Raw genomic sequence first — 23,554 nt, forward strand, 5'->3', positions numbered from 1 at the left:
GCGGGCTTGCCCGCGATGAGGCCCGCTCGGTCACTACAAAAACATCTCCCGACTCAACCCATGCCGCTGCATCTTTTCATTGAAGGTCCGCCGCGGCAGTTGCAGTTCTTCCAGCACCGCCTTGATGTCACCCTTGTGCCGGGTCAGCGCCGAGCGCAGGCACTGGGCTTCAAAGGCTTCCTGTTGCGCCGCCAGCGATTGCCCGGGCTCGATACCGTCCGGCACCGGCTCGCCAAGCCCCAGCACCTGACGCTCGGCCATGTTCGCAAGCTCCCTGACATTGCCCGGCCAGTCGTGGCTCAGCAGGTGACTCAACTGCGGGCCGCTCAGGGGCGAAAAGCTTCGGCCCAGACGCTCGGCGGCATTGCGGGCGAAGGACTCGTACAGCAGCGGAATATCCTCGCGCCGATCACGCAACGGCGGCAGGCGCAGTTCGGCGACGTTCAGGCGGTAGGCCAAGTCTTCGCGAAAACGCCCGGCCCGGGCTTCGCCGAGCAAGTCCGGCTTGGTCGCGGCGATGATCCGCAGGTCGACGCGAATGCTCTGGTTCGACCCCAGGCGTTCGAGCTTCTGTTCCTGCAACACCCGCAACAATTTCACCTGCTGCGCCAGGGGCATGCTTTCGATTTCATCGAGAAACAGCGTGCCGCCGTCGGCGTATTCGAGCTTGCCGATGCGCTTGCCCTGGGCGCCGGTAAAGGCCCCGGTCTCATGGCCGAACAGCTCGGCCTCGAACAATTGCTCGGGGATCGCCGCGCAGTTCAGGGCGACGAAGGGTTTGTCGGCGCGTGGGCCGAAGTCGTGCAGGCAACGGGCAACCAGCTCCTTGCCGCTGCCGGTTTCGCCACGAATCAATACATTGACCGGCAACGCCGCCAGATCCAGCACCTGACCGCGCAGGGTTTGCAGGCCACGGGACACGCCCAGCAGCGTGGCATCGAGCTTGGCGCGATTGTCGGCCTGTTCGTGCAGAGCGCGGTTTTCCAGGACCAGTCGGCGCTTCTCCAGCGCGCGGTTCAGACTGCCGAGCAGGGTTTCCGGGCTGAAGGGTTTTTCCAGGAAGTCGTAGGCGCCATCGCGCATGGCATCGACTGCCATCGGCACGTCGCCGTGGCCGGTCAGGAGGATCACCGGCAGGTCGGCATCTCGTCGTTGGATTTCGGCCAACAGTTCCAGACCGCTCATGCCGGGCATGCGCACGTCGCTGAGAATCACCCCGGCAAAATGCCTGGGCAACTGCGCCAGGCATTCCTCGGCGCGACTGAACAACTGCACCTCGAACCCCGACAGGCTCAGCCATTGCTCAACGGCGCTGCGAATGCTGCTTTCGTCGTCGACCACCATCACTGAGTTGAGCATTAGCCGTGGGCCTCCAGATCGATGGGCAGGGTCATGGCAAACACCGCGCCGTTGCCATGATTATCGGCCGTCAGGCGTCCGCCCGATTCATGCACGATAGCGAAAGACACCGCCAGACCGATACCCAGTCCATCACCCACCGGTTTGGTGGTGAAAAACGGATCGAACACCTTCGGCAGGTTTTCTTCGGTGATACCGCTGCCATTGTCGATGACGCTCAAGCGCCAGATCTGCTCGTCGGCTTCGAGGCGGATTTCCAGGCGCTTGCAGGGTTTGTCCTGCATTGCGTCCATTGCATTGCGCAGCAGGTTGATCAGCACCTGCTCCAGACGGATCGCATCGCCGCGCACCCAGGCTGGGCGGGTCAAGTGCAGCACGGTGCTGACCTGTTCATCGCGCAGACGGGTGTCGAGCAGTTGCAGTGATTGATCGACCACCGCCGCCAGGTCGAGGCGCTCGCGCAAGCCGCTGGGGCTTTTGCGGGCGAAGGTTTTCAGGTGACCGGTGAGGGCGGCCATGCGGGTCAGCATTTCGTCCACCGGTTTGAGCGCCGCGTAGGCTTCATCGACGCGGCCGTGATCGAGCAGCAGGCGCAAGGTGGCCAGTTGCATGCGCTGCGCGGTCAACGGCTGATTGATTTCATGGGCCAGGGCAGCCGACATCTGTCCGAGGGCGGCCAGCTTGGCTGACTGCACCAATCCCTCTTGGGCGGTGCGCAGGTCGCGGGTGCGTTCTTCCACCAATTGTTCGAGTTCCTCGCGGCTGCGCTGGCGCATTTTCGCCAGGCGCCAGCGCTGGTTGAGGAACAGCAGCAGGAACACCAGGGTCAGCCACAGGCCGGCGGCGGCCAGCGCGGCGTTGCGACTGTCTTCGAACGCCACCTGCGGGCGGCGCAGCAGGTGCAATGTCCAGCCTTCGGCAGCGAGTGGCAGGGATTCCCAGAGGTAATCCGCCTGACCGTTAGGGCCTTGTACGCGGGCCAGTTCGCTGTTTTCGTCGAAGTGGCGCAGCGACTGATATTCCAGCGGTGTCAGTGGCTGTTTGTCGTACTGGCGGGTGGACTTGAGTTCGCTGTGATCCTGGTCATTCAGCGGTTTGAGCAGGCGATAACGCCAGCCCGGCTGGTTGGCGATGAACACCACGCCACGGGCGTCGCTGACCAGCAGGGTGTCGCTGCCCTGACTCCATTCCCGTTCCAGTTCCGGAAACTCCAGCTTCACCACCATGGCGCCGAGGAACTGCCCGTCGTCGCTGGTCACCGCGCTGGACAGGAAATAACCCGGAATACCGCTGGTCACTCCCACGGCATAAAAGCGTCCGGTGCCCTGGGTGCGGGTCTGGTTGAAGTAGGGGCGGAAACCGTAGTTGTGGCCGACGTAGCTGCTGGGCAGTCGCCAGTTGCTGGCGGCGACGGCAAGACCGGTGCGGTCGAGCAATTCCAGGGTCGAGGATTCGGCGGCGCCGTTGATTTGTTCCAGTTTGCGGTTCAACAGATCCTGTTGCTCGGGGCTGACCGAGCCCCTGAGCGCGTTGCGCAATTGCGGGTCCAGCGCCAGTACCGAGGGCAGGGTGCGGTAGCGATCGATCAGGGTATGCAGGGACGTGGCATACAGCCCCAATTGCTGATTGGCCCGGGCCGCGTCTTCGACCATGGACTGGCGCACGGTGTGGCGCATCGCCAGGGTGGCGGCGATGACGGCACCGGCGATGATCAGCAGGGTATAGAGCGCAATGCGCAGGGGGCGGGAGGACAGAAACATGCAGGCATTACACATGGGGTACGGAGGGGGCGCACCATAACATGGGCCCCGTCCGTCATCACGCGCCCTGAATATGCTGCCGCAGGTTGAAATCTGTTGGTCGTTTTTCTCGGCCGCCACAGATAAGGGCCGGTGGGATGCAGCACAAGGCAATCGGGTAATTTCAGGTAATAAAAAAGGCGACAGGGGGATAAGCCCTGTCGCCTTTTTCGGGTCGGTCGAAATGCTTACTGCACTTCTACCGCCAGGCTTTCACTGATCTTTTGCTGCCAGATGGCAGGACCGGTGATGTGTACCGACTCGCCCTTGCTGTCGACCGCTACGGTCACTGGCATGTCTTTGACGTCGAACTCGTAGATCGCTTCCATGCCCAGTTCGGCGAATGCCACCACGCGGGATTTCTTGATGGCTTGCGCCACCAGGTAAGCCGCGCCGCCCACTGCCATGAGGTAAACGGCTTTGTGGTCCTTGATCGCGTCGATGGCGGTCGGGCCGCGCTCGGATTTGCCGATCATGCCCAGCAGGCCGGTTTGCTCGAGGATCTGACGGGTGAACTTGTCCATCCGCGTCGCGGTGGTCGGGCCAGCCGGGCCAACCACTTCTTCGCGCACCGGATCGACCGGGCCGACGTAATAGATGAAGCGACCCTTGAGGTCTACCGGCAGGGTTTCACCCTTGTTCAGCATCTCGACCATGCGCTTGTGCGCAGCGTCGCGACCGGTGAGCATTTTGCCGTTGAGCAGGACGGTTTCGCCCGGCTTCCAGCTCTGTACTTCTTCCGGGGTCAGGGTGTCGAGGTTGACGCGGCGAGCCGACGGACCTGCTTCCCAGACGATTTCCGGGTAGGCGTCCAGCGGTGGCGCTTCCAGCGAAGCCGGGCCGGAACCGTCGAGCACGAAGTGTGCGTGACGGGTGGCGGCGCAGTTCGGGATCATGCACACCGGCAGGGAGGCGGCGTGAGTCGGGTAGTCCATGATCTTCACGTCGAGCACGGTGGTCAGGCCGCCCAGGCCCTGGGCGCCGATGCCCAGCTGGTTGACCTTCTCGAACAGCTCCAGACGCATTTCTTCAATGCGGTTCTGTGGGCCGCGGGCCTTGAGCTCGTGAATGTCGATGGATTCCATCAACACTTCCTTGGCCATCACTGCGGCTTTCTCGGCGGTGCCGCCGATGCCGATGCCCAGCATGCCCGGTGGGCACCAGCCGGCACCCATGGTCGGAACGGTCTTCAGAACCCAGTCGACGATCGAGTCGGACGGGTTGAGCATGGCCATCTTCGATTTGTTCTCGGAACCGCCGCCCTTGGCCGCCACGTCCACTTCCACGGTGTTACCCGGAACGATGGAGTAGTGGATAACGGCAGGGGTGTTGTCCTTGGTGTTCTTGCGAGCGCCTGCCGGGTCGGCGAGGATGGAAGCGCGCAGGACGTTTTCCGGCAGGTTGTAGGCGCGACGAACGCCTTCGTTGATCATGTCGTCCAGGCCCATGGTGGCGCCATCCCAACGCACGTCCATGCCCACGCGGACAAACACGGTCACGATGCCGGTGTCCTGGCAGATCGGACGGTGGCCGGTGGCGCACATGCGCGAGTTGATCAGGATTTGCGCCATGGAGTCACGGGCCGCCGGCGATTCTTCGCGCAGGTAGGCTTCGTGCATCGCCTGGATGAAATCCACGGGGTGGTAGTAGGAAATGAACTGCAGGGCGTCGGCAACGCTCTGAATCAGGTCGTCTTGCTTGATCACGGTCATGAGTCGCGCTCCTCTAAAAGACGGGAACATTCAATAAGGTGCTTGCAGCTTGGGTGCATCGGTCGGTTGCAAGCACCTTTCAAGGCACGCCGGGCATGCTGGCGCGACGCTAAAAAGGCGCGGCAGTATAACTCGCCTCGCTCAAGGGCACACCCGCCGGCAGTCAATCGTTGGTCTTATAGATGACGCATGGCCCCACGGATGGAGTAAGGCTTGGGAGAAAATTGGATGGTCATTTATCGGCCACGCCACTAAAGTGACATACGGTCTGTAGAGTAGGACGCTCTACCAGCCTCCTTTCATTCGGTGAGTCAACGATTGACCCATAACGCCATTCAACGTCTGCTGATCAAACGTTTTGCCCTCGCAGCCGGCACCTATGCCCTGGCTTTGCTGTTGGTGTGGCTGGCGTTTTTCACCGGCCACTATGAGGATTCGCTGGCGGGCATGGCCGTCGGCAGTTCGCTGGTGGTCATCAGCCAGGCGGCGCTGTTCGCGGTGTTCTATTCGGGCTACAACCTGCGCCTGGGCGATCCCAGCCTGACCGAAGCCCAGGTGATGCTCGGCCTGGGCTGGCAAACCTGGCTCATCGCCCACCTCGATGACGCCCGCGGGGCCTTCCTGGTTTTTTATGTGCTGATCCTGTTGTTCGGGCTGTTCCATCTGTCCCGACGCGCGTTCCTGCGCTGCGCCATGCTGGTGTTCTTCAGTTTCAGTGCGATCACCCTGTGGGAGGGTTATCACTTCCAGTTGGCCGACCCGGCCCTGGCGGCGTTGCAGGTGTGCGTGCTGTTGATCGTGTTGGTCTGGTTGGTGCTCTACGCCGGTTATGTCCAGGCCACACGCCATCGCATGCGCCAGCGCCGCTTTGCCTTGCAGGCCCACCAGGACACACTGCGCGGGATGATGCGCCAGCTCGAAGACCTGGTGGCCACCGACGAATTGACCGGTCTGTTCAATCGCCGGCACTTTCTGCGTCTGGCCACCCGAGAGCTCAACGTGATGGATCCCAGTGTGGTGCATGGCCTGGCGCTCATCGACCTTGACCATTTCAAGCGCATCAATGACCTGCATGGTCACGCAGCTGGCGATCAGGTGCTGCAAGCCTTTGCCGGTGTGGCCAACGCCTGCCTGCGCGACGGTGATGTGCTGGCCCGATACGGTGGCGAAGAATTTGTGGTGCTCTTGCCTGATTGCGATGCGGACAGCCTCACCTCCTGCTGCGAGCGGCTGCGCATCGCGTTTACCGATGTCGAGTTGATCGGCCTGAATGTCCGTAACCTCAGCCTGTCCGCCGGCATGACCCTGCTGGAACATGGCGACGATCTCGATGACGCCCTGCAGCGGGCCGATCAGGCGCTGTATCGCGCCAAGCGTGATGGGCGAAATCGTTGTGCGGCTGCCTGGGAAAACGTCGATGCCTGAGTTACGTGTGGGTGAACGCCAATGGTCGGTGGCGGCGGGCAGCAATCTGCTCGATGCGCTGAATCACAATGGCGTGGCGGTGCCCTACAGCTGTCGCGCCGGCAGTTGCCACGCGTGCCTGGTGCAATGCGTGAATGGCCTGCCGGCCGACAGTCGTCCCGATGCCCTGAGCGCGGAGCAGCGTCAGCAGGGTTGGCGGCTGGCGTGTCAGTGTCAGGTGGTCGAGGACTTGCATGTGCATACCTTCGACCCGTTGCAGGACGGGCGCCCGGCACAAGTGACCGCAGTCGACTGGTTGAGCGACAGCGTGCTGCGCTTGCGCCTGACGCCGGAGCGTCCGTTGCGTTACAGCGCCGGCCAGCATCTGGTGTTGTGGGCCGGGAATGTCGCGCGGCCGTATTCCCTCGCCAGCCTGCCGCAGGACGACCGTTTCCTGGAGTTTCACCTCGATTGCCGCCTGCCCGGTGAATTCAGCGACGCCGCGCGCCGCTTGAACATCGGCGATCCGATCCGCCTCGGCGAATTGCGCGGCGGCGCTCTGCATTACGATCCGTCCTGGCACGATCGGCCGTTGTGGCTGTTGGCGTCCGGTACCGGGTTGGGCCCTTTGTTCGGCGTGCTGCGCGAAGCGTTGCGTCATGATCATCAGGGAGCGATCCGCGTGATTCACCTGGCCCATGATGCAAGTCAGCATTATCTGGCCAAACCGTTGCAAGCCATGGCGGCCAGCCGTCCGAACCTGGATATCGAGCTGTGGACCTCCGCCGAGTTGCCAGCGGCCCTGGCGCAGCTGCGGCTCGTTTCCCGTCAAACCCTGGCTCTGCTCTGCGGAGCCCCTGAGAGTGTCGATGCCTTTGCCCGACGCCTGTATCTGGCGGGATTGCCGCGCAATCAACTGCTGGCCGATGTGTTTCTGGCTCGTGGTTGAGTGTTGATTTAGAGGGCAATGACAGACATTGAGTCTTGTGTCGGCAGTGCGGGGGCCCTTCGCGGGCAAGCCCGCTCCCACAGGGTTTTGTGGTGTACACAATTTCCGGAACACCATGGAAACCTGTGGGAGCGGGCTTGCCCGCGAAGAGGCCCGAACAGGCGCCGCATATTCAGGATCAGAAAACAAAAAGCCCCGCCATTCACATGGCAGGGCTTTTGTCTTTCAGCGACCGGTCACTCAGACCATCGGGTCGCCAACGTGCAGGATCTTCATGCCGTTGGTGCCGCCGATGGTGTGGTAGCTGTCGCCTTTGGTCAGGATGACCCAGTCGCCTTGCTCCACGACGCCACGCTTGACCAGTTCATCGATCGCCGCCTGGCTGACTTCGTTTGGCGCCAGCGAAGCAGGGTCGAATGGAATGGTGTACACACCACGGAACATCGACGCGCGAGCCTGGGCTTCGCGGTGCGGAGTGAACGCGTAGATCGGCACCGAGGAACGGATACGCGACATGATCAGCGGGGTGTAGCCGCTTTCGGTCAACGCGATGATCGCCTTCACACCCGGGAAGTGGTTGGCGGTGTACATGGTCGCCAGCGCGATGCTCTCGTCGCAACGCGAGAACTCTTTGCCGATGCGATGGCTGGAGGTCTTGCTGGTCGGGTGCTTTTCAGCGCCGACGCAGATGCGCGCCATGGCCTGCACAGCTTCCAGCGGATACTGGCCGGCAGCACTTTCGGCCGAAAGCATCACGGCGTCGGTGTAGTCGAGCACGGCGTTGGCCACGTCGGAAACTTCGGCACGGGTCGGCATCGGATTCTGGATCATCGACTCCATCATCTGGGTCGCCACGATCACCGCCTTGTTGTGGCGACGTGCGTGCAGAATGATTTTCTTCTGGATGCCCACCAGTTCGGCGTCGCCGATTTCCACACCGAGGTCACCACGGGCAACCATCACCGCGTCGGACGCCTTGATCAGGCCATCGAGGGTTTCGTCGTCGGCAACGGCTTCGGCGCGTTCGATCTTCGCCACCAGCCAAGCGGTGCCGCCGGCTTCGTCGCGCAGTTGGCGGGCGTATTCCATGTCAGCTGCGTCACGGGGGAAGGATACGGCGAGGTAGTCGACTTCCATTTCCGCGGCGAGCTTGATGTCGGCCTTGTCCTTTTCGGTCAGGGCCGGAGCGGTCAGGCCGCCACCGCGACGGTTGATACCCTTGTGGTCCGACAGCGGGCCGCCGATGGTCACCAGGCAGTTCAGTTCGGTGGCGCTGGCGGTTTCGACGCGCATTACCACGCGACCATCGTCGAGCAGCAGCTCGTCGCCCACGCCGCAGTCCTTGACCAGATCCGGGTAGTCGATACCGACCACCTGCTGGTTGCCTTCGGTCAGCGGATGGCTGGTGGAGAAGGTGAACTTGTCACCGATCTTCAGCTCGATGCGCTTGTTGGCGAATTTGGCGATACGGATTTTCGGGCCTTGCAGGTCACCCAGCAGGGCAACGAAGCGGCCGTGCTTGGCGGCCAGGTCACGCACCAGCTTTGCGCGAGCCTTGTGCTCGTCGGGGGTGCCGTGGGAGAAGTTCAGGCGGGCGACGTCCAGGCCAGCCAGAATCAGCTGTTCGAGAACTTCCGGCGAGTTACTGGCCGGGCCAAGGGTAGCGACGATTTTGGTACGACGGACGGACATGCAAAGACTCCTGAGTTCAAGCGCTGAGTGAGGCTACTATGGTCGGACGCTGTAGTCATTGTTCGTTTGCACTACTTAATTCTTTCTTTATTGAACACCTCAACTTTGTGCCGGGCCGCTGAAGATTTCCGTCCACGGGTCGATACAGCGTTCAAGACAGGAGATTTCCCATGCGATTCGTACTCATTGCCGCCCTTGCGTTATTCAGTGTCACGGGTTGCACCCGTTTTGCCATGAACCATCATTTGAACAATGCCTACAGCGCTTATGACCGCGGCAATTGCGAGCAGGTGATGCTCGAGCTGTCCAAGGTCGAGCGCGACAGCCGGGCCCGGCCTTACGTGTGGCCGGAAGTATCGATGATGCGCGGTCAGTGCCTGGAACGGCAGAAAATGTTCATCGATGCCGCCCAGACCTATCAATTCATCATCGCCTCCTACCCGCAGAGCGAATACGCCTACCGCGCCCGTGCCCGTCTGGAAACGCTGGCGAGCCTGGGCCATTACCCGATGCGCAGTTCGGCAACCGTGCGTCCGACACAGTTCTGATGCTGGTTGTCATTCAATAGCTGGCCGACCGGTGGTGGTGAGGCTATAGTCCAATAGATCGGTTTAGAGCCTGGTTTCTAAACTGTGGCAACACCTGTGATCGGTAGAAGTAAGCGGCAGCGGTTGACGGACTGTCGCGCCAGGATCGGGGAGAGCGGGCCGCATCTGCCGGGATAACAGTTGGCAGGCCTGTTCCGAAGCATTAGTGCGGTCCTGCTTAAGGACCTTGCGTAGCGAATTCAGCATGTTCACTGACCGCCGGATCGAGCGGCATCAACTGCCGTATTTTCTGAAAGTGTTCAACAGTGTCACTGACAAACCCATTGGTTATCTGGGCAATGTTTCCGAACACGGGCTGATGCTCATCAGCCAACTGCCAATGATGATCGGCGCGGACTTCGGTCTGCGCCTGAAAATCCCCGTCGGCGATGGGTGCCAGCAGATCATCGATCTGCGGGCGTGTTGCCTGTGGTGCCACGAAGATCAAACGCCCCAATACTACGACGCCGGGTTCAGCCTGCAACGAGCCCCGCCGGAATACGGGCAACTGGTGGAGGCGTTGAAGCAGTACTTCAGTTTCCAGACGTTGTCGGCTTCGGCCTGATCAAAGCCTTTAAAGCTTCGCGAGCAAGCCCGCTCCCACAGTGGACCGTGTTCCGACAATCAGAACGCGGTCAAATGTGGGAGCGGGCTTGCTCGCGAAGGCGTCTTCACAGGCACTGAAAATCTCAAGCCAGATCAAACACTGCCACTGCGCTTCCAGCTCAAATACTGCGTCACCATCCGCGTGCCCAATTCCCCGGGCCGCGCATCCAGCACCGGTACACCGTGGGCGCTCAAGCGCTCGTGCAGTTCGCCCCGGGCATTGAGGTAATCCACCGTGCCGCAATAGGCCAGCGCCTCGGGCAATGTCTGCACCGGCGTTTGCCGCAGATTGTCGAGTACCTCTTCACGCAGGCTGGCGACCAGTACCCGGTGCTGGCGGCTCAGGCGCTTGACTGCGGTGAGCAATTCTTCATCGTCCTCGTCCCGCAGGTTGGTCACCAGCATCACCAGCGCCCGGCGCTTCTGGCGGGCGAGCAGTTCGGTGATGGCCGCTTGATAATCGGCGCTGCGCTGGCTGCTGTTCAGGTCATAGACCGTATTGAGCAGCACATTGAGTTGCCCGCTGCCTTTGACCGGGGCGAGGAAACGCGGTTGTTCGCTGGCGAAGGTACACAGACCCACCGCGTCTCCCTGGCGCAGCGCGACGTAGCTGAGCAGCAGGCAGGCGTTGAGCGCATGATCGAAATGCGCCAGCTCGCCGTCCTGGCTGCGCATGCGACGCCCGCAATCGAGCATGAACATGATCTGCTGGTCGCGCTCGTCCTGGTACTCCCGAGCAATGGGCGTGCGCTGGCGGGCGGTGGCTTTCCAGTCGATTTGCCGCATGCTGTCGCCCTCGCGGAATTCGCGCAACTGGTGAAACTCCAGCCCCTGGCCTCGACGTTGATGCTGACGAACGCCGAGCTGGCTCAGCCAGTTATCCACAGCCAAGAGTTGGCCGCCATAAAGGTGGGCGAAGTCGGGATAGACCCGGGTCTGGTCAGCCACTTCGAGCAAGCGCTTGTCGGACCACAGTCCCAGCGGCCCTGGCAGATTTATTTCACAGTGTTCGAATCTGAAGTGACCGCGCTTGAGCGGCCGCAGGCGATAGTCGATCAGGCTCCGTTGACCGGGCTGCAATCGCACGGTCAGAGGCAGGTGCTCGAAGCTCAGTCCATCGGGAACGTGGTCGAAGAGTTGCAGATCCATCGGTTGCGTAAAGTCATGCTCGATCTCCAGCCGCACCTCGCTCCAGCGACCCAGAGCCAGACTGCCGGGCATGTGCCGCAGCAGGCGCGGCGAGGGTAGACGCTTGAGGCGCACCGCATCGAGCAGCGCCAGGGCCAGCAGTGCCAGAAGCAGGCCCCAGTTGATCCGCGACAGGTACGCGGGCAGCGCGATCCCCATTGCCTGCAAGCTGCCCAGTACGATGCCGATGGCCAGCAGCAACGCGAGCCAGAGCAACAGCAGGCGGGTCGGTTTCACAGGCGCGGCGCCGGCACTTGATCGAGCAACTGGCGCAGTACGTGATCCACGTCCAGCCCTTCGATATCCAGTTCCGGCGCGATCCGCACGCGATGGCGCAGCACCGCCAGCGCGCAGCTTTTGATGTCATCGGGAGTCACGAACTCACCACCGCGGATCAAGGCCCTCGCTCTGGCGCAACGCACCAGCGCGATCGAGGCCCGTGGTCCGGCGCCGAGGGTCAGTCCCGGCCAGGCGCGTGTGGTGCGGGCCAGGCGTACGGCGTAATCGAGCACCTGATCGTCCAGTGGCAGGTCGCTGGCGATACGTTGCAGGGCCAGCACGTCCTTGGCCTGCAGCACGGTGCGCAGCGGCTGCACGTCGAGCATGTCGGCGCGGGTCGAGCGACTGACCTGGCGCACCATGTCCAGTTCCTGGTCGGCGTCGGGGTAATCCATGCGCACCTTGAGCATGAAGCGATCCAGCTCGGCTTCCGGCAGCGGGTAGGTGCCTTCCTGTTCGATCGGGTTTTGCGTGGCCAGCACCATGAACGGTTGCGCGATGGGCAGGGCGCGGCCTTCGAGGGTGACCTGTCGTTCCTGCATGGCTTCGAGCAGCGCGGCCTGGGTTTTCGCCGGGGCGCGGTTGATCTCGTCAGCCAGCAGCAGGTTGGTGAACAGCGGACCTTTGCGCAGTTTGAATTGCTCGGTCTGCAGGTCGTACACCGCGTGCCCGGTGACGTCGCTGGGCATCAGGTCCGGGGTGAACTGGATGCGCGCGAACTCGCCACCGAAGCAACGGGCCAGTGCGCGCACCAGCAGGGTCTTGCCCAATCCGGGCACGCCTTCGAGCAACACGTGGCCACCGGCGATCAATGCACTGAGCACGTCGTCGATGACGCTGTGCTGGCCGATCACGACCTTTTGCAGTTCGCCGCGTATCGTCTGGGCCAGCTGGCTGGCGCGTTGGCGTTGCTGCATGGCATGACCGGCGCTGTCCGGCTCTTTCGGATCAATCGTCACAAAGCGTTCCTCAAGGTTTGCAGATGGGCGACCTGGCGACTGAATTCGGCGCTGGATAGCCGCTGCTTCGGTCGCGGGCTCATGGCCTGGCTGATGGCGCGAGTGGGTTGTCGGGTCAGGCGGGACAGCACCAGCCATTGTTCGGCGACGGCCAGTTGGTCGTAACCGGGATGGCGGTGGCGTACCCGGCGCAGGATGTCCTGTTGCAAGGCGTGCAGCAGGCTGTGTTGACCGTTGCGGCGCAACATGAAGTCGGCACTGGCGCGCACATGCTCCAGCAGTTGCCGGCGGGCTTTCGCGGCTGGCGCCTGCACCGGGCCGTGGCGCACAGCCACATGCCACAGGCCCAATGCGATCAGGGCAATCAGGGCCACCAACGCCTGGGGGAAGTAACGCAGCAACAAGGTCCACAGGCTGTCGTGATCGGTGTCGTACATCAGGGTCACATGGGTGTCAGCCGTCAGGTACCAGAGCAGCCAGGCATTGTCGTACTCACCGATCGCCGGGGTTTTCCACAGGTCGGCGTCCGTCACCACGATGATCGAACCCAGCCCGTGGTTCAGTTGCATCATGTGCGTGGCCTTGGCGCTGTTGGCCCAGGCCTGGGCGAGGTTGTTCGGGTCTTCGAGGTGGAAGGCGGTATCGAAGCCGGCATAGGCCGGAGCGTCTTCGTTTTCCAGATACAGCCTGGTCAGTTTCGGATAGGGGTCGTCACCGCTTTCTTTATCGGGTGGCGGGTCCTTGAGGTCCTTGCTCAGGGATTGATGCAGCTGCACCCGGTCGAGCAGCAGGTCGTTGCTTTGTCCGGCCTTTTCGTCCCACAGAGACTGGGCGACGAATAGAAGGCGCCCGCCGGCCCGGGTCCAGTTCATGACCTGATCGATCTGCCGGGGCGTCATGTTGTAGCGGTCGCCGAACAGCAGCAGGCTGTTCTGGCGAGGTTCCAGGCTTGGCAGGATGTCGAGGCTGTTGGCATGGCTGACGGTCAGGCCCTGCTTGCGCAGGAAGTGTTCGGCAGCGAGGTACGGATTGGCCTGGGCTTCGGGTGAGGGGCCGTGATCGATTTGATCCGTGTAGGGCACGGCCTTCATATATAGATAGATGCCAAGCGCAACCAGCAGCACGGCGAGCAGAATGCCGAGCGCCAACGCCCAGGCGCGCCGGCTCAACGATTTGCCCCCGAACCGAACAAGGCGCGCCAGCCGTCACACAATTGCTGCTGCGAATCCGCCGGCGGCAAGCGGTGCCCGTAGGCCATGTTTTGCCAATGCATCGTCAGGTTCCGGCTGAAGGCCAGCAGGGTCGGTTGCTGCAGTTGTTCGATGCGTTCAAGTACCTGGCCTTCGGTGTCGGCGGCCTTGAGTACGATGTTGAAGTCATGCAGCAAGTGACTGAGCAAAGCGCGATAGAGCAGACCGAGCGCCTCGCGAGGCTGGGTTTGCCAGAGGCTTTCGGCGCTGGCCGCGATGTCGGCGGGCAGGGTTTCGCGGTCCAGATCAAGGCCGAACGCCTGTTTCGGCAGAGCTGAGGGGGCTTTCTTGCGGGGAAGGGGGCGACGGCTGACAAATGTCTGCAGCCAGTCGCGGTAATGCCAGATCAACAGGCCGATGGCGGTGATCACCGCCCCCCACAACAAGGTTTCAATCAGCGACGCCACGGTGCCGAAGCGCTGGCTGCCGAACAGATCGAACAGCGCCTTGAGCCATGCGGGCGGCTGGTCATTGTCCGCGGATTCGGCGCTGGTCTTGTCCTCACCGAAACGGTAACGGGTCACGGTTTCCGGGTTCTTGAATGGCGGCTGTTCGAGGATCGTCTGAATGCTATTGCGGGAGGCCTGGCTTGTCAGCGATTGCTCCAGCAGACGCGGGCTGTCGGGTGAGGGCGTCGGTTCTGCCGCCCAGGCTTCCTGTCCGACAGGCATCAGCCCGATCATCGCCAGCAACAGAACTGCGGCGGTGCTGCTCAAGCGCTGGCGCAGGCGGCGGAACACCAGTTCGATGTCCCAGGCTTCCAGCACCGTGCGCCGGTTCAGATACAAGCTGAAACCGCAGGCCACATAAATCGGTTCCCACACCACGAGTACCAGAACATAAAAGGCATTGGTCAGGTGCTCCAGCCAGCGCCAGTCTTGCGTCGCCGCGGTGATCAACGTCTGCCAGCTCCAGTCCACGGCCACCTGTTGCGGTAGCAGCAGGTAGAACAGCACCGTCAGACCGATCCACAGCGCGGTCTCCAGGTGCATACCAATCACTGTCAGCCAGCGCGCCGCGTTGGCGTCGCGCTGCAACAACACCTGTAAACGTTGCTGTCGCGCTTCGCCGCCCAGGCCTTCGAGCTGTACCACCGGCAGCAGGAAGCTGCGGCTCAGGCTCAGCCGGCGCCAGGTCAGGCTGGCCAGCAGCTGCGGCTTGAGCAGCCGTGGCCATTGGCGCAGGGCCTCTTTCAACGTGGGTGTTTCACCGAACATGGCCTTGGACAGGATGTACAGCGGCAGGCGTTCGAACGCCGGTTTCAACCACCAGAAGATGAACACCGCAAGAGACGGCGAGTCCCAGAACAGCCAGGTCAACAGGGCAAAGACCGGCACCGTCAGCATGGCCCAACTGGTCATCAGCAGACGGCGATGGCGCTGGCTCAGCAGCACCCCCAGGTCCATGGCTTCCCAGGTCGGACGCGGGCGGATCACCACGGTGGCGTCACTCAGGCGCATGGCGGACCCGTCCGGCAAACAGCAGATACGCCAACACCAGCAGCCAGAGCGCAGCGCCGACCAGGTATTTGGTCAGCGGCGCCGGCGTGGTCATCGACGACCAGTAGGCTTCGATAAAGGCTGCAATCAGCAGAAACAGCATCACCCCGCAGATCAGCAACACGCTTTTGCGTGCCGCCAGACGCAAGGCCTCGGCACGGGGCAGGCGCCCTGGAGCGATCAGGGCCCAGCCCAATTGCAGGCCGGCCGCTCCGGCCAGGGCGATGGCGGTCAGTTCGAACGCGCCATGGCCGATCACGAACGACCAGAAGGTCTGCCCGAAGCCGATCTGCGTCAGGTGCCCGGCCACCGCGCCGATGATCATTGCGTTGAATAACAGGAAAAACACGCTGCCCAGGCCAAACAGCAAACCGCTGGCGAAGGTCTGAAAGGCGATCCCGATGTTATGCATGATGTAGTAGCCGAACATCACCCAGTCTTCACTGGCGGCGCGGTCCGCCGAGCGTCCAAGATGACCGGCCTGCGGGTCGTACATGCTTTGCATGTCGGCGACCTGCTCGGCCGGAAGCAGGTTGTAGATCAGCTCCGGAAAGAGGAACACCAGCAGGGCAAAGCCGATCAGGCTGCCGAAAAACATCAGGCTGGCGGCCATCACGAAACGCCACTGTTCGCGCACCAGTCGCGGGAAGTCGGCAAGAATGAAGGCCAGCACATTGGCGCCCAGTCGGCTGCGATGGCGGTACAGCTGCTGATGCCCGCGCAGCACCTGTTGTTGCAGGGAATCGATCAGAAAACTGCTGTAGCCGCGCTCACTGGCCAGGGCCAGGTGTTGGCAGATGCGCCGGTAGTCGCCTGGAAAGTTGTCCGTCCCGCTGGCGTTGCGGTCGCGTTCCAGCCTTTCCAGCAGCAGGGAGAACTGTTCCCATTCGGCCATGTGCCGATGTTCGAAAAGACTTTGCTTCATGTCGGGCCCAACAGGCCGTGGGCGATGCCGTTCAGTTCTGCAGCTGCTTGTGATGCGGGAACCTTCAGCGGCTGGGCGAGGATGGCGGCCAGTTCGTTGACCCTGGCATCGGAGAGTTCGGACTGGCGTTCGGCGAATCCGAGGATGGCGCGCTGCTCGGTCAATGTCAGGGCAAAGGCCGGATGGCGCGGTGGGGCCGGCGGCAGTTGTGGGCGGGTGAGGGGCTGTTCGCGGTAGATCACCAGCGTACCGGCGGCAATGTCGCCGAGGCGCTTGAAGCCAGCGGTTTGCAGGCAACTGATGGCGCCGAGAAAGTAGACGAACGGCAGCAGATCGACAAACCGCAACAGGTTACGCAACAGCGACGCGGACCAGCCGATGGGCGTGCCGTCATCCTGCACCACTCGCAGGCCCATCCATTGCTTGCCCGGTGAGCGGCCCTGGTTGAGGACTTCGAACAAGACCATGTACCACCAGCTGACGGCGAAGATCAGCAGCGAGCCCAGGCCCATGCCCAGTTTGCCGAGCATCGAAAGCGCGATGAACAGCACGCCGAGAACCACGCCGCGAAGGGCCAGGTCGATGGCGAACGCCAGCGCACGAACCATCAGCCCGGCCGGGCGCAATGGCAGATCGATGCCTTCCGGCGTTTCGACCTGATACCGCGTATCCAGTGGCGGGGACAGCGTCGCTTTCCTTTGCAGTGCTGCAGTCTCGAGCATGGGCAACCTGATGATGTGGCCTGATCGGGATGGTCTCGTCTTTTCGATGCTAGCAGCCTTGCCCGTGAAAACGACATAACAAAGTGTTGCCGATGGCTGCGCAGTCACCTTTGAATACAAGATCGCTGGCCGCGGCAGGACCTGAACGCCTAGACTTTGCCGATCTCCCGTTCAGGAAACGCCTGTGACTTCCATCTTCTGGTACGACTACGAAACGACGGGCATCAACCCCCGTTGCGATCGCCCCCTGCAAATGGCGGGGCTGCGTACTGACTTCGATCTCAATGAGATCGATGAGCCGGTCAACCTCTATTGCCAGCCAAGCGAAGATATCCTGCCGCACCCCGCGGCCTGCGCCATTACCGGGATTACGCCCGCCCGGTTGTCCGAACAGGGGCTGAGCGAAGCCGACTTCATGACCCGGGTCCACGCCCAGCTGGCGGCGCCCGGCACCTGTGGCGCGGGCTACAACACCCTGCGTTTCGACGACGAGATGACCCGCTACAGCCTGTATCGCAACTTCTTTGATCCCTACGCGCGGGAATGGCAGGGCGGCAACAGTCGCTGGGACTTGATCGATGTGGCGCGCGCCGCCTACGCCTTGCGTCCGGATGGCATCGTCTGGCCGACGGACGACGAGGGAAAGGTGACGCTCAAGCTCGAACGCCTGACTGCCTCCAACGCTATCGACCACGGCAATGCCCACGAAGCGCTGTCTGACGTTCGTGCCACCATCGCCCTCGCGCGCCTGATCCGGGAAAAGCAACCGAAGCTGTATGACTTTCTGTTCCAGTTACGCAGTAAACAGAAGGTGCTGGATCAGATCCGTCTGTTGAAGCCGATGGTGCATGTGTCCGGGCGCTTTTCCGCGGCGCGCAACTTCATCGGCGTGGTGCTGCCCCTGGCCTGGCACCCGCGCAACAAGAACGCACTGATTGTCTGCGACCTGCACCTCGATCCCGAGGGGCTGCTGAATCTGGATGCCGACACCTTGCGCCAGCGCCTGTACACCCGGCGCGAGGACTTGGCCGAAGGTGAATTGCCGGTGCCGCTCAAGCTCATTCACATCAATAAATGTCCGGTGGTGGCACCCTTGGGAGTTCTGCGCCCGGAAGATCAACAGCGTCTCGGGCTGGATATGGCGCTGTATCAGCAGCGCGCACTGCGACTGAGTGACGCGCAGAAAGTCTGGCAGGAGAAAGTTGCGAAGATTTATGCCGGCGAGGAATTTGCTCCGAGCCAGGACCCGGAACAACAGTTGTATGACGGTTTCATTGGTGATCGCGATCGCAGGCTTTGTGAACAAGTGCGAACGGTCGATCCGATTCAATTGGCGCAACAGCAATGGCCTTTCGATGATGAACGCTTGCCTGAATTATTGTTTCGATATCGCGCACGCAACTTTCCCGACACCTTGAATGTGGAAGAGCAAGAGCGCTGGCGACTATTCTGTCAGAAACGTTTGTCGGCACCGGAATGGGGCGCGCCCAATACCCTGGAAAGTTTCACGCAGGCCGCAGCCCAATGGGCTCTTACAGCGACGCCTTTTCAGCAAGAGGTGCTCGATCAATGGCAGCTCCATGTTGTTGAATTGCGCAAACGTTTGAATCTTTGAATTCGAAAATGTCGGGCGCTGAATTCGAGGCATAAAAAAACGCCAGCGTATGCTGGCGTTATTTTTTGTCACAGACTTGTCCGCAACAAGTGCTATGGCTTAGCCCAGCAGGGTAGACCAGCCTTCAACCACGTCACCGCCCCACTTGGCTTTCCACTCTTTCAGAGTCTTGTGGTTGCCGCCTTTGGTTTCAATGACTTCGCCGTTGTGCGGGTTTTTGTATTGTTTAACTTTGCGAGCGCGCTTGGTGCCGGTAGTTTTTACTGCTGCGCCGCGTGGTGCCTTGGTTTTGGATTCCGGATCCAGCAAAGCGATGATGTCACGCAGGGACTTGGAGTATTCGCCCATCAGGGTGCGCAGTTTGCCTTCGAATTCCAGCTCGGTTTGCAGTTTGTCGTCTTGGGACAGGTTCTTCAAACGGGCCTGCAGCTCTTTGATAGCTTCTTCGGTGGCGCGATATTCGTTGATCAAGGACATGATTACTACCTTATGTAGAAACAGGATGGCAGGGGGACAGTGCGGCAATAATAGTCAGGGTATTTCATCAAGTAAACATTAAACCGATGTTTATTTAATTAAGAAGCCGCGACTTCATCCCACACTGGATGAGCAGTTAAAAGTTCGAGGCGGCCAGTGGGGATATTCAAAATTGAATGTGTATATAGCCTCAACAACACTGCCGGGCCACGGCTTTGCAACGGCTGGCGGTAGTCTCGCAAGCGACCATTTGGCACCGCACAACGTGATCAATACTGCGGTTTTGCTGCGTTGTCGCTAGAATGGCCGCCTTTGCGAAGTTCTGGAGTTTCCCCCTCATGCACACATATCGGCTGGTGATTTCCTGCCCGGACCGCGTCGGCATCGTTGCTAAAGTCAGTAACTTTCTGGCGTCCCACAACGGCTGGATCACTGAAGCGAGCCATCACTCGGACAATCAGAGTGGTTGGTTCTTCATGCGTCACGAGATTCGTGCCGACTCGCTGCCGTTCGGAATTGAAGCCCTGCGTGAAGCCTTTGCGCCGATTGCCGAAGAATTCTCGATGGACTGGCGCATCACCGATACCGCGCAGAAGAAACGCGTGGTGCTGATGGCCAGCCGCGAATCCCACTGCCTGGCTGACCTGTTGCACCGCTGGCACAGCGACGAGCTGGACTGCGAAATCGCCTGCGTGATTTCCAACCACGACGACCTGCGCAGCATGGTCGAGTGGCACGGCATCCCGTACTACCACGTGCCGGTCAACCCACAGGACAAGGAGCCGGCCTTCGCCGAAGTCTCGCGCCTGGTCAAACAGCACGATGCCGAAGTGGTCGTACTGGCGCGCTACATGCAGATCCTGCCGCCCGAGCTGTGCAGCGAATACGCCCACAAGGTCATCAACATCCACCACAGCTTCCTGCCGTCCTTCGTCGGCGCCAAGCCGTACCATCAGGCGTCCATGCGCGGTGTGAAGCTGATCGGCGCGACCTGCCACTATGTGACCGAAGAGCTGGATGCCGGCCCGATCATCGAGCAGGACGTGGTGCGCGTCAGCCACAGCGACAGCATCGAAGACATGGTGCGTTTCGGTCGCGACGTCGAGAAGATGGTGCTGGCCCGCGGCCTGCGTTATCACCTGGAAGACCGCGTGCTGGTGCACGGCAACAAGACCGTGGTGTTCTGATTTCGTCAGCTCACAGTTGAAAATCGAAGGGCCTGGGCGTTCAATCGCTCAGGCCCTTCGCCGTTTCCAAGGACACGAACATGAGCGATCCACTGGACAAAGCCACTTCCAAAGCGCCCGCGACATTGGGCGAGGGATGTTTGAGTCGGTATGACCCGGATGACATGAGCCCCGAGGATGGCACCGAGTTCCCCGGCGCTGCGGAGCTATGGCAGCAGCTACAGGAAGAAAACTCCTGTGGGAGCGAGCCTGCTCGCGATGGTCGAAAACGGTGACACGGGAAACCTGACGCCCCGCGGTGACCATACCTCCATCGCGAGCAAGCTTGCTCCTACAGGGCTTGTTTAACTTTCATTAACTTCTTGAGCAACGGCCGCCCCAGCATCAGCAGGAACACCGGCCCACCCACCAGCAGATAGAAGTAATAGGTTACCGCCCGCCATATCAGAATCGCCGCGGCCGCCGTGGACTTGCCCACCATGGGCGCCAACAGCGCCGCCGATGTCAGCTCCGCCGCCCCGGCGCCTCCCGGCAGCAGGCTGAACTGTCCCGCGCTCAGTGAAAGCATCTGGATCAGAAAACTCCAGGCCCACTGTAAATCCGCGCCGAGCCCGCGCAGGGCCAGATACAGCACGCTGTAACGCAAGATCCAGTGCAGGCAGGTCAAGGCGAACACCGTGATCAACGTCTGAAACGGCAGCTTGAGGGTGTCGGTAAACGCCGCCAGAAAATGCAGGAGTTTTCGCGCCCAGCGCATGCGTGTGGTGGATTGCACGTTCAGGCGCACCAGCAATCGGCCGCTCAGGCGAATCAGCAGGCGATGGTAGCGCGCCACCGCAACGCAGCAGATCAGGCCGCCGAACATCGAGACCGCACTGACGATCAGCAGCCACTCCATCCGCTGGCTGAGGTGCTGGAACAGCGCATAAATGAGGATTGCGCTCAACGCGCAGAGGAAAAACAGCAGATCGCTCAACTGGTCCATGGCGAACACTGCGCTGCCCCTGGCCGGGCGAACACCGCTGCGCGCCAGCAGTGCCATGATCGTCAGTGGCCCGCCGCTGCCGCCGGGCGTGGCGCAATAGGCGAACTCGGCAGCCATCACCACGCCGAGACTTTTGAGCGGGCTGACCTTCTCTCGCTGATCTCCCAGCAGCAGGCGCAAACGCAGGGTGTTGACCACCCAGCACAGCAGGATCATGCCGAACATCACCAGCAATCCGCTCAACGGAAAACTGCTCAGACGAGACCAGGTTTCGCTGCCACCCAACAGCCACGGAATCAGCACGGCGGCGAACAGGCCGATCAGCAACAGAATCCCGCGACTCATGCGGCGCGCTCCATGTGTTCGGATTGCCGCGCCAGCCAGCACGCCTTGGTCAGCGGCATCCGTCCCTCGTCGAGCAGGCGCTGCAAGGTGTTCAGCCAGTACGTCCGTGAAAACTCATGGCGCATGTCCACCGGATGAATGCCCAGCCTGATCACAGGTGCTTCTCGCCAGCGATGTTCGAGCCGATCGCTGACCAGCTTCGACAAACCCCGACGCCAAGCGCTGCGCGCGCTCCAGACCAGACCGGGGGCGTCGACCTGGGTGAAATCGGGAAGACGATACAGATGTTGCGCATCGCTGGTGTAGGTCAGGGGCAACTGGCGTAGCGCCTGGCGCGTGCCTTCGCTCATCAGCCAGGCAGGCGCGACAAAACCCTGCAATGGCCATTGGTAGCGCTGGAACAGGTCGATACCGGCGCGCAGTCGGGCCAGGGCTTCTGCCTGTGACAGTTGGTAGAACTCACCTTCGTGGGTGTAGACGCGGCGCATGAACCAGTCCCGTGGATTGACCGCCAACGGCTGATCATCGCAATGAAAATAGCCGTGCAACGCCAGTTCGTCACCGCGTTCGAGACGTCCGGCCAGCATGCGGCGAAACTCCGGATGGTCTTGCAGATCGTTGTGTCGGTGAAAGTCCGGCACCACCAGCCAGGTCATCGGCACGGCACCGAGTGCGTCGACGGCTTCGACGAAGGGTTGGTAGTCGACCCACGTCTGCGGTGCGACATCGTGCAGCACCAACAGCAGACTGGGCGATGGCATGGACTCAACCATTAGCCGCTCGCGGCCACTGGCTGCCGAGTACCGCGTGATAGTGGCCGAGCAGGCTGTTGACCACGAAATCCCAGGCGTAATGCTGCTCGACATGGCGTCGGGCCTGATTGCCAAGGGCTGCGCCGCCCTGGCTGAACAGCTCGCGTATGGCGTTGGCCATGGCCTGGGGATTGTTCGGGGAGCAGAGCAGGCCACATTGATCGTTGATGATTTCCTCGAACGCACCGGCGGCCACCGCAACCACCGGAATGCCGCTAGCCATGGCTTCAAGGATCACCAGACCGAAAGTTTCCTGATCACCGGCATGCACCAGGGCATCGGCGCTGGCCATCAGGCGGGCGACTTGCGCGGCGGGGCGGAAGTCATCGAAGACGGTGACGTTGTCGGGCACGCTCGTCGGCATCGACGAGCCGACCAGCAGCAAGTGGTAGCGCCGGCCCAGGTGCTTCATGCAGTCGAGCAGGACCGGCAGATTTTTTTCCTTAGAGCCGCGGCCGGCGAAAATCAGCAGGCGAGTGTCGTCGTCCAGGCCGAGTTCGGCTCGCAGACCAGGATTGCGGGCCTGGGGATGAAACATCTGCAGATCGACGCCCAGAGGTTGCACGAACACGTTGCGCACGCCGAGGCTCGTGAGCTTGTCCGCCATCACCCGGCTGGGCGCCAGGACCCGGTCGAAGTTGCCATAGAGTTTGCTGACATAGGCCTCGACATTGGGAGTGACCCAGTTGCCCATGCGATTGCTGACCAGCAGTGGCAGGTCGGAGTGGTAGAAGCCGATCACCGGCACGTCCAGTTGCCGCCGCGCATCCAGGGCCGCCCAGGCAGTGAGATAGGGGTCGCCGACTTCGATCAGGTCCGGTTGCAAATCGTGCAGGACATTGCGCCAGGGCGCGAGGCGAACGGGGAAGCGATAACCCTTGCCGAAGGGCAGGGCGGGCGCCGGAACGGTGTAGATGCCATCCTGTTCGCTGAAGTAAGCCCCAGGGATCAACAAACTGTGGCGAGTGCCCGGCCTCGTGCAGAGGCGATGGTGCTTGGCATCCAGATAAGTACGCACGCCACCGCTGGCAGGGGCGTAGAACATGGTTATGTCAGCGATATGCACGATGAACATCCCTCCGGTCAGTCGCTCTCCCTTGGTTGACCTTTATGAAGAATAGATGTTCGTTTGGGGTTGTGTGCCTGGTCGCGGGGCTGTTGTGGGAGCGAGCCTGCTCGCGATGGCGGTGTGTCAGGCAGGTA

At 61.6% G+C, this 23,554-nt stretch carries 21 protein-coding genes; 7 read left to right on the top strand and 14 right to left on the bottom strand.

Annotated features, from left to right (window positions below; translation table 11 throughout):
* Positions 1–33: 33 nt before the first annotated feature.
* The 3 genes from K9857_RS21315 to K9857_RS21325 all read right to left on the bottom strand — a co-directional run bounded on the left by K9857_RS21315 (position 34) and on the right by K9857_RS21325 (position 4,870).
* The gene (locus tag K9857_RS21315; RefSeq protein ID WP_224539023.1) at positions 34–1,359 is read right to left on the bottom strand and encodes a sigma-54-dependent transcriptional regulator; all 1,326 of its coding nucleotides are present in this window, start codon (positions 1,357–1,359) and stop codon (positions 34–36) included.
* Positions 1,359–3,119: an ATP-binding protein gene (locus K9857_RS21320; protein ID WP_224539025.1), complete on the bottom strand. Its 1,761-nt coding sequence runs from the start codon at positions 3,117–3,119 to the stop codon at positions 1,359–1,361. The genes K9857_RS21315 and K9857_RS21320 overlap by 1 nt, the downstream gene beginning before the upstream one ends.
* Positions 3,120–3,346: 227 nt before the next feature.
* On the bottom strand, positions 3,347–4,870 hold the full coding sequence (locus tag K9857_RS21325) for a fumarate hydratase (protein WP_008061943.1): 1,524 nt from the start codon (positions 4,868–4,870) through the stop codon (positions 3,347–3,349).
* Positions 4,871–5,188: 318 nt separating this feature from the next.
* Here K9857_RS21325 and K9857_RS21330 point away from each other — a divergent pair, with 318 nt between their 5' ends.
* Positions 5,189–6,295 carry a sensor domain-containing diguanylate cyclase gene (locus tag K9857_RS21330; RefSeq protein WP_224539026.1) on the top strand — a complete coding sequence of 369 codons (1,107 nt, stop codon included), beginning with the start codon at positions 5,189–5,191 and terminating at the stop codon, positions 6,293–6,295.
* A complete protein-coding gene (locus K9857_RS21335) occupies positions 6,288–7,223 on the top strand; it encodes an iron-sulfur-binding ferredoxin reductase (protein ID WP_224539029.1) in 936 nt (311 codons plus the stop codon). The genes K9857_RS21330 and K9857_RS21335 overlap by 8 nt, the downstream gene beginning before the upstream one ends.
* Positions 7,224–7,463: 240 nt before the next feature.
* Here the strand turns inward: K9857_RS21335 and pyk are convergent, their stop codons facing one another.
* Positions 7,464–8,915 carry a pyruvate kinase gene (gene pyk, locus K9857_RS21340; RefSeq protein WP_224539030.1) on the bottom strand — a complete coding sequence of 484 codons (1,452 nt, stop codon included), beginning with the start codon at positions 8,913–8,915 and terminating at the stop codon, positions 7,464–7,466.
* Between the two features lie 170 nt (positions 8,916–9,085).
* Between pyk and K9857_RS21345 the strand changes: the two genes are divergently transcribed.
* Together K9857_RS21345 and K9857_RS21350 are read left to right on the top strand one after the other, a co-directional pair.
* On the top strand, positions 9,086–9,463 hold the full coding sequence (locus K9857_RS21345) for a tetratricopeptide repeat protein (RefSeq protein WP_175379350.1): 378 nt from the start codon (positions 9,086–9,088) through the stop codon (positions 9,461–9,463).
* A gap of 244 nt (positions 9,464–9,707) precedes the next feature.
* On the top strand, positions 9,708–10,067 hold the full coding sequence (locus K9857_RS21350) for a PilZ domain-containing protein (RefSeq protein ID WP_110964647.1): 360 nt from the start codon (positions 9,708–9,710) through the stop codon (positions 10,065–10,067).
* 134 nt (positions 10,068–10,201) lie between these two features.
* On the opposite strand, the gene K9857_RS21355 is transcribed toward K9857_RS21350, so the two are convergent.
* The 6 genes from K9857_RS21355 to K9857_RS21380 are packed head-to-tail and all read right to left on the bottom strand — an operon-like array spanning position 10,202 to position 16,930.
* The gene (locus K9857_RS21355) at positions 10,202–11,533 is read right to left on the bottom strand and encodes a DUF58 domain-containing protein (RefSeq protein ID WP_224539032.1); all 1,332 of its coding nucleotides are present in this window, start codon (positions 11,531–11,533) and stop codon (positions 10,202–10,204) included.
* Positions 11,530–12,492, bottom strand: a complete 963-nt coding sequence (locus tag K9857_RS21360; protein WP_224539051.1) for an AAA family ATPase — start codon at positions 12,490–12,492, stop codon at positions 11,530–11,532. The genes K9857_RS21355 and K9857_RS21360 overlap by 4 nt, the downstream gene beginning before the upstream one ends.
* 38 nt (positions 12,493–12,530) lie before the next feature.
* Positions 12,531–13,703, bottom strand: a complete 1,173-nt coding sequence (locus tag K9857_RS21365) for a DUF4350 domain-containing protein (RefSeq protein ID WP_224539034.1) — start codon at positions 13,701–13,703, stop codon at positions 12,531–12,533.
* Positions 13,700–15,244, bottom strand: coding sequence for a DUF4129 domain-containing protein (locus K9857_RS21370; RefSeq protein WP_224539035.1), 1,545 nt, complete (start codon positions 15,242–15,244; stop codon positions 13,700–13,702). Before K9857_RS21370 ends, K9857_RS21365 begins: the two co-directional genes overlap by 4 nt.
* Positions 15,231–16,208 (bottom strand): stage II sporulation protein M, encoded by a 978-nt coding sequence (locus K9857_RS21375; protein WP_224539038.1) that lies wholly within the window; start codon positions 16,206–16,208, stop codon positions 15,231–15,233. The genes K9857_RS21370 and K9857_RS21375 overlap by 14 nt, the downstream gene beginning before the upstream one ends.
* Positions 16,205–16,930 carry an RDD family protein gene (locus tag K9857_RS21380; RefSeq protein ID WP_224539040.1) on the bottom strand — a complete coding sequence of 242 codons (726 nt, stop codon included), beginning with the start codon at positions 16,928–16,930 and terminating at the stop codon, positions 16,205–16,207. The genes K9857_RS21375 and K9857_RS21380 overlap by 4 nt, the downstream gene beginning before the upstream one ends.
* Before the next feature lie 184 nt (positions 16,931–17,114).
* On the opposite strand from K9857_RS21380, the gene sbcB reads away from it, so the two are divergent.
* Positions 17,115–18,545 carry an exodeoxyribonuclease I gene (gene sbcB, locus K9857_RS21385; protein ID WP_224539041.1) on the top strand — a complete coding sequence of 477 codons (1,431 nt, stop codon included), beginning with the start codon at positions 17,115–17,117 and terminating at the stop codon, positions 18,543–18,545.
* 99 nt (positions 18,546–18,644) lie between these two features.
* On the opposite strand, the gene mvaT is transcribed toward sbcB, so the two are convergent.
* Positions 18,645–19,022: a histone-like nucleoid-structuring protein MvaT gene (gene mvaT / locus K9857_RS21390; RefSeq protein ID WP_175379343.1), complete on the bottom strand. Its 378-nt coding sequence runs from the start codon at positions 19,020–19,022 to the stop codon at positions 18,645–18,647.
* Between the two features lie 338 nt (positions 19,023–19,360).
* Here mvaT and purU point away from each other — a divergent pair, with 338 nt between their 5' ends.
* Positions 19,361–20,209, top strand: a complete 849-nt coding sequence (gene purU, locus K9857_RS21395) for a formyltetrahydrofolate deformylase (RefSeq protein WP_110964641.1) — start codon at positions 19,361–19,363, stop codon at positions 20,207–20,209.
* Between the two features lie 80 nt (positions 20,210–20,289).
* Positions 20,290–20,484, top strand: coding sequence for a hypothetical protein (locus K9857_RS21400; protein ID WP_224539044.1), 195 nt, complete (start codon positions 20,290–20,292; stop codon positions 20,482–20,484).
* A gap of 56 nt (positions 20,485–20,540) precedes the next feature.
* On the opposite strand, the gene K9857_RS21405 is transcribed toward K9857_RS21400, so the two are convergent.
* Genes K9857_RS21405 through K9857_RS21415 form a run of 3 tightly spaced genes read right to left on the bottom strand, consistent with a single transcriptional unit; the run spans position 20,541 to position 23,426 of the window.
* Positions 20,541–21,539 carry a lysylphosphatidylglycerol synthase transmembrane domain-containing protein gene (locus K9857_RS21405; protein ID WP_224539046.1) on the bottom strand — a complete coding sequence of 333 codons (999 nt, stop codon included), beginning with the start codon at positions 21,537–21,539 and terminating at the stop codon, positions 20,541–20,543.
* Positions 21,536–22,312: a DUF2334 domain-containing protein gene (locus K9857_RS21410; RefSeq protein ID WP_224539048.1), complete on the bottom strand. Its 777-nt coding sequence runs from the start codon at positions 22,310–22,312 to the stop codon at positions 21,536–21,538. Before K9857_RS21410 ends, K9857_RS21405 begins: the two co-directional genes overlap by 4 nt.
* Positions 22,305–23,426, bottom strand: coding sequence for a glycosyltransferase family 4 protein (locus K9857_RS21415; protein ID WP_224539049.1), 1,122 nt, complete (start codon positions 23,424–23,426; stop codon positions 22,305–22,307). Before K9857_RS21415 ends, K9857_RS21410 begins: the two co-directional genes overlap by 8 nt.
* Between the last annotated feature and the right edge of the window lie 128 nt (positions 23,427–23,554).

It is taken from the genome of Pseudomonas sp. REP124, from assembly GCF_020164475.1.
In the GTDB taxonomy this organism is placed as follows: Bacteria; Pseudomonadota; Gammaproteobacteria; order Pseudomonadales; family Pseudomonadaceae; genus Aquipseudomonas.